Below are 6735 nucleotides of genomic sequence, written 5' to 3'. Positions count from 1 at the left end.
CACCCGCCGGGGGTCTCCGGGCGTGGGTAGTGGCGGGCCCCCCGCGCCCCCCGCCGGCCCCCCCCCGCCCCCCCCCCGCCCGGCCCCCGGCGGGGGGGGGGGGGGGGGCCCCCCCGGGGTCTGCGGGGGCGTCGTGCCGAGGATCAGGCGTAGACGCCGAAGTGGAACAGGGAGTAGCCGTAGCCGGTTCCCCGCTGGGTCATGTCCAGGCGCACGTACCGGCCCGAGGCGGAGAGGCCGAAGTCGTCGATGCCGCCGTCACCGTTCGAAGTGGCGTACGCCGTGCGCCAGTTCTGGCCGTCGTCCGACACCTGGATCGTGTACGCCTTCCCGTACGCGCTCTCCCACACCAACTGCGCGTGCTTGAGCTGCTTCACCGAACCCAGGTCCACCCGCAGCCACTGCGGATCGGACCACGTGCTCGCCCAGCGGGTGGTGTCGTTCCCGTCCGTGGCCAGCTGGGGGCCGCACGGACAGCCGCCGTAGCCGTCGTTCTGGAAGGTCGAGGAGGTCGTCGGCCGGTTCAGCGCCACGTTCGTCCCCGCCACGGGCGGTGGGACCACCTTCACGGAGCGCTGCTCGACACCCACGTTGCCCCGGCCGTCCTTGACCTTGACGTAGAGCTTCCACACCCCGGTCCTGGCCGGGGCGGTGGCCTTGAGCGTGCCGTTGCCCAGGTTCGTGAACGGCACGGAGACCAGCCCGTTGCCGCCGTCCACGTACGTGCCGCCCCAGAGCACCTCGTACGCGAGCTGGTCGCCCTCGGGGTCGGTCGCCGGAGCGCTGACCGTCACCTCCTTGCCCGCCGGGACGGCGCCCGGGTCGGGCACCGAGGGCACGGAGACGGTCGGCGGCAGGTTGTCGCCGGCCGTGTTCCCGCCGAACGCCCGCTTGACCGCGTAGTACATCTTGCGGCGCTCGCCGGCCGGGGTCAGGTTGAACCAGTGGCCGCCGAAGTCGTACTCGGTGCCGTAGTGGAAGACCGTCGCGCCCAGCGCCACCCCCCGGTGGCCCGTGACGCAGTTCCACGCGTTGGTGTACCCGTCGGCCTTCGCCTGGTCGCCCGGCTCCAGCGGGACGCCGTTCGCGTCGTTCGGGACCTCCCACTCACCCGCCGGACCGGTCTCCGTGACGATGTACGGCTTGGTGTAACCGCCCTGCTCCCAGGCCTGCCTGATCCCGCAGGCCTCCTTGTAGGAGTTGACCGCGTAGAGGTCCAGGTCGGGGGAGTTGCGCTTGTAGTACGTCCAGGCGCCCACCCACGCGTCGGTGGAGGTGACCGGGTGGTTGGCGTCGAGGCGGTGGATGGCCTTCGCCACGTCGTTCACGAACGTCGTGTACGCGTTGCGCTGGTTCTCCAGCTCCGTGCCGCCGTAGCAGTTCTGCAGGCCGAGCACCGACTCGTTGCCGACGTTCCACATCAGCACGGCCGGGTTGTCGCGGTAGGCCTGCACCCACTTGGTGAACTCGGCCAGCATGTTGTTCTTGTAGGCCGTGTCCGTGACGTAGTTCGTGCAGCCGCCGCTGCCCGGACCGCCGCCGGGCTGGAGCCAGAAGCCCGCCACGACCTTGATGTTGTTCGCGGCGGCGGCATCGAACAGCTGCGCGCTGCTTCCGTCCGTGCCCCAGGTGCGGATGGTGTTGGCGCCCAGCGACTTCACGTCGGGGAGCAGGCGCGCGGCGTCGGCGGGGGAGGGTCCCCAGGTGACGCCCTTGACGAGGTACGGAGAACCGTTCACGGTCAGCTGCCAGTTGCCCTGGGAGCCGGTCACCTTCACCACGCTGCCGGCGGCTTGCGCCGGACCCGCGGGGACGAAGGTGACGACGCCCGCGAGCAGGGCGGCGGTGGTGACGGTGCTGCGCATGCGGGAGAGCATGCAGGGACCTCCTTGAGGGAGAGTGGGGGGAGTGCGGAGAGTGCGGAGGAGAGTGCGGGGAGCGGGGCGGGCTACGGAAGCCGGCCGTCGGAGCCGAGGACGGTGCCGGCCTCCGGGTGGAACTGGTCGTAGCCGCGGTTGTCGCACTGCAGGCCGCCGTTGATGCAGTGGTCGACCATGGCCTTCAGGGTGCGCTCGTCCCACGCGTTGAAGAAGTCGTAGTGGAAGGAGTGGCCGGACCCGCTGGCCAGCCTGACCTGCGACATGTCCCCGCTGACCGGGAAGGCCATCTTGAACTCGACCATCGGGACCGCGACCGGGTGGCTGGCCGGGCAGACGTTGTCGTTGTTGCCGGGCTTCGTCACCGGGTAGGCCATGTGCGCCTTGTGGTCCGGGGTGTCGAGGTTCTTGCCGTCCCAGCAACTGGGTGACTGCATGCGGATGTTGAGCTGGGTGCCGGCCGGGCAGCTGGCCGGGAACTCGGTGTTCTTGAAGCTGTCGCCGCATTCCCAGCCTTCGACCCAGCCCTTGTTGGCGCGGAACTCGGCCGCGGTCTGGGTCGGGCTGCCGACGAGGAAGCGCAGACCCTTGGGGAAGGGGCGCACGCTCGTGTAGTCGGTGACCCCGGTCTTGTAGTAGATGACCTGGGGGCCGGTGGGCAGGACCTTCTGGGTGCCGTTGAAGAGCGTCGGCATCCAGTAGCCGGACAGGTCGCCGAGCGCGGTGCAGGCCGTGCCGCCGGCGCTCAGGGAGGCGGTGGTGCTGTCGGCGTTCGTGCCGGTGTTGCCCAGGAAGGTGTGGTCGTGCGAGGCGCCGGGCCGGCCGGCGAACACGATCGGGTCGTCGGGCGCGGTCTTGGTGACCGCACAGTTGGCCTGAAACTCGTGGAAGTAGCGGTCCGGCGGGTTGTTCCAGGACGGGGTCACGCCGGTGACCTGCGGAACGGCCGGAATGTAGCCGTCGCCGTCGGGGTCGTCGCCCGTCGCGAGCGGGGCCACGGCGGCGTGGTTCATGTTCAGGTGGACGGCGGCGGTGTCGGGGGTGGCCTGCGCGGTGAGCGCGGTCGCGCCGAGACCGGCGGCCGCGGTCACGGCGACGGCCGCCGAGACCAGCAGGGCGGACAGGGCCCGCGGTCGGAGTTTCATTGCTGGGGCTCCTTCGGGGTGGTGGGGCGGGGCCCGAGAGAGCTGGGAGAGCGCTCTCTCGGATGGTCCGGAAAACGCGGGGCGGCCGGTGGCCGCCCCGCGAACCGGGGATCAGGGGTGGATCAGGGGAACGAGACGACGGTGGACGGGGTGGTCGACGTGCCCGAGGTCGGGGCGCCCGTGTTGTTGACGACGTGCTCGTACTGGCCGTTGCCGCCCAGCGAGACCACCAGGAGGTCGTGGAACTTCACGCCGGGCTTCACCGGGACCTCGAAGCCGTGGTCCTGACGGATCGTCGGGTCGACGTTGAAGTAGCAGTAGCTGCCCAGTCCCCAGCCCTCGTGGGTGTTGACCGAGTCGGCCACCTTGTAGGCCGCGAAGCCCTTGACCGAACCGTTCTGGACGGCGGCCTGGTTGGGGGCGTCGTACGCCTTCTCGTTCTGGAAGAAGATGGTGCGGCCGCGCTCGCCGTTCCACTCCACGTCGTACTTGTTGAAGTGTTCGACGAAGAGCCCGGTGGCCAGTACATCGTCACCGTTCACGCGGAAGCCGTAGTCGGAGCGGTTGGTCTCCCAGCCCACCCCGTCGCCGTGGTCGGCGCGCCAGATCCAGGTGTGGTCGACGATCGTGTCGTGGTTGTTGATCACCATGCCGGCCGTGGCCTTGCCGGCGCCGGCGCCGCCGACCCGGATGAACACGTCCTGGACGGTGGTCGGGTTCGCCCCGTGGTCCGTGGTGGTGCCGGCCGGGCCGACCTCCAGCAGGGTGGGGGAGTTGACGGTGCCCGCGTCGATCAGGAAACCGGCGAGCTTGACGCCGTCCACGTCGGCGACCTTCATCGCCGTCACCCCGTTGTCCGGGATGATGGTGGCGAGGCCGAGGCCGAGGACGACCGTGTCGGCGCGGTTGACCTGGATGGTCCGGTCGACGTGGTAGACGCCCGGGGTGAAGAGCAGGTGCAGGCCCTGGGCCAGCGCCTGGTTCATCGTGGCGGCACTCGTGCCCGGCTTGACCACGTAGAACTGGCTCAGCGGGACCGAGGTGCCCTGCGGCGCGCCGTTGCCCCAGGAAGTGCCGCGCGCGTTCACGCGCTTGGCCGGGACGAAGACCTTGTACTCGGAGCCGTCCAGGTAGAGGAAGGGCTTCTCCCGGGAGACGGGGGTGGTGTCCAGGGTGGTGTAGCGCGGCTCGGGGAAGCTCTGCGCGGGTGCGCCCACGGTGCCGGAGAAGACCTGGTTCCAGACGCCGTTGGACCAGCCGCCGATCGAGCTGTCACGGGTGTACCACTGCTGCTGGGAGTAGTTGCCGATCTGACCGTCGATCTTCGAGTCGGCGATGTAGCCGCCCGAGGCCCAGCCGTAGCCGTCGGGGGCCAGGTTGAGGCCGCCCTTGACGTGCATCCGGCGGAACGGCGCGGCCTGCGAGACGGCCCATCGGTCGGTGCCGTTGACCGGGTTGAGGGCGAGGTTCTCGGCCGAGCGCCAGAAGTTCTGGGTGGCGTTGCCGCCGAACCAGCCGGCGTCGACGGTCACGTCACCGTTGATGGTGGTGTCGTCGGGGTTCAGGCCGAGACCCGAGATCGAGGTGTAGAAGCCGATCTGGGCGTTGAGGCCGTTGTAGGTACCCGGCTTGAAGAGGAACTGGTAGCGGCCGGAGCCGAACTGGGCCGACTCCTGCTGGGCGAAGACCTGGTCCAGCTTGGCCTGGACGTTCGGCGTGGAGGGATCGAAGACGATCACGTTGGGACCGAGGTCGCCGCCGCCGGGGAGGGTCGGACCGGTGCCGCCGGTGGTCCCGTAGACCTGGAACTCCCAGAGGGAGTAGCCGTATCCGGTGGTCCGCTGGGTGCCGTACACGCGGACGTAGCGGGCGGTGCCGGTGATGTCGTGGGTCTGGACCCCACCGGTGCCGGTGGTGGTCGAGTACGCGGTGGACCAGTTGGTGCCGTCGGTGGACAGCTCCACCCGGTAGGCCTTGCCGGCGGCCGTCTCCCAGCGCAGGACGACCTGGCTCAGCTGGGCGGCGGCGCCGAGGTCGACCTGTATCCACTGGGGGTCGGCGAACTGGCTGGACCAGCGGGTGCCGTTGTCGCCGTCCACGGCGGCGGAGGCGGGTGTGCCGCCGTTCTCGGTGGAGGAGGCGGTGACCGGCTTGCCCTGGGAGAGGAGCGTGGGCGCCGCGGTCGCGGCGGTGCTCGGGAGGAGCACGAGGAAGGCGGCGATCAGCGAGGCCGCGAGCGTGGCGACGGTCAGCCGCGAGGGGCCGCGCCGGGCTCGGAGGGATCGGCGTGGGGGGTGATCGGAGAGCAGGGGCATGCGGGGCAACTCCTGACGTCGAGGATCTGGGGGGATCGAAGCGTGAGTGAACTGCCCTGCAAGAGGTGCCGTCAAGGGTTTGAGCGTTCATGAACTGAAGATCCAATGGAGTGTCAATCACGCATCAGGCCTGTGAACTTGGGGTTTCTTCAATCCTTGTGAAAAGTATTGACGAAAAAACTTGCCAGGTCTCTACTGAGGCTCTGACCGCTCCGTCTCGTCCTGCCCGCGAGGCCGGGGCGGAGCCTCGGTCGGAAGTCCTCGGCAGGTCCGGAGGAGGGAATCCGATGGGCGTTCAAGGGCATTGCTGTGTTCGTTACTTGTCGTCACAGCATGGAGCGTCGCCGGTACTCGTTGCCGTGGTGCGGCCCCTCCGGGCCGGCCCTCAGAAGAGGTCGGGGACCGACCCGCACTCCGCCCAGGTCACGTCCGTGCCGGGGAGCGTCGCCGACCACGGACCCGTGAGGCCGGCCAGGGCGGTCGCGTCCGGCGGCGTCGCGCCGAGGCCCACCGCGTACCGGGCCAGGACCGGCGTGCGGTCGAAGGGGCGCGGCCAGGCGTGGGCCTCCGTGAGGCCCGATGCCGACAGGACGCCGAGCAGGGCGCGCATCCGCCCGCGCGTGCGGCCGAGGTTCTCCTCGAACTCACCGGGCCCGGTCCCCGTCACCGTGACCACGGCCCAGGCGGCGTGCCGCCGGTGCGGGGAGGCCGGTCCGGGCGCGGAGCCGCCCCCGGATCCCGCGTCGAGCGCCTCCCAGGCTGCGTACAACTCTCGTACCAGCAGATCGCGCAGCCCGGGTCCTACCTGGGTGGTGCAGCTGCGGACCGGGGCGGAGGGGGTGAGGACGGTGAGGGCGTCGCCGTTACCGTCGCTGTCGCTGTCGCTGTCGCCGTCGCCGTCGCCGTCGCCGATCATGCCCGTGCCCGTGCCCGCGTGAGCGTCCATGTCCGTGTGAGGGTCCGTGTCAGGGGCCGGAGCCGGGGACAGTGCCACCGGGACGCGCCAGTCCCAGGCGGCCCAGGTGGCGAAGAACGCGTGGAGCAGCGGACCGGGGGAGAGGTCCGGGGCGTTGTGCACCGTGTGGGCGGCGAGGACGGTCCAGGCCAGGCCCGGGAGGCCGCCGAACGGGGCCGAGTCGAGGCCGCGGGAACGGGCCCAGGCCTTCACCTCGCGTGCCAGCCGGGCGAAGGCCGCGTGGTCCGGGCCCACGAAGGCCCGTACCGCCTCGGCGTCGCTCACCGCGCTCAGTGCCACCGCCGCCGCCTCGCCGAGCGTCGTGCGCCGGGGCCCCCCCCCCCCGCGGGGGGGGGGGGGGGCCGGGGGGGGGCCGCCCCCCCCCGCCCCGCGGGGGGGGGGGGCGCGCGCGGGGGGCCCCCGCCGCCCGCGCCGCGCGCGCG

4 protein-coding genes are annotated in these 6735 nt (G+C 71.2%); all 4 read right to left on the bottom strand.

Annotated features, from left to right (window positions below; translation table 11 throughout):
• Positions 1–143 precede the first annotated feature (143 nt).
• Positions 144–1877: a discoidin domain-containing protein gene (locus ACWF9Z_RS06470; protein WP_453598084.1), complete on the bottom strand. Its 1734-nt coding sequence runs from the start codon at positions 1875–1877 to the stop codon at positions 144–146.
• Between the two features lie 71 nt (positions 1878–1948).
• Positions 1949–3022: a DUF1996 domain-containing protein gene (locus tag ACWF9Z_RS06465; protein WP_453598082.1), complete on the bottom strand. Its 1074-nt coding sequence runs from the start codon at positions 3020–3022 to the stop codon at positions 1949–1951.
• A gap of 122 nt (positions 3023–3144) precedes the next feature.
• The gene (locus ACWF9Z_RS06460) at positions 3145–5337 is read right to left on the bottom strand and encodes a discoidin domain-containing protein (protein WP_453598080.1); all 2193 of its coding nucleotides are present in this window, start codon (positions 5335–5337) and stop codon (positions 3145–3147) included.
• A 385-nt stretch (positions 5338–5722) separates the two neighbouring features.
• A complete protein-coding gene (locus tag ACWF9Z_RS06455; protein ID WP_453598078.1) occupies positions 5723–6592 on the bottom strand; it encodes a poly(A) polymerase in 870 nt (289 codons plus the stop codon).
• Between the last annotated feature and the right edge of the window lie 143 nt (positions 6593–6735).

The organism is Streptomyces sp. NPDC054961, assembly GCF_053609145.1.
The sequence above is the reverse complement of the archived record's forward strand: the minus strand, read 5'-3'. Positions and strand labels throughout refer to the sequence as shown.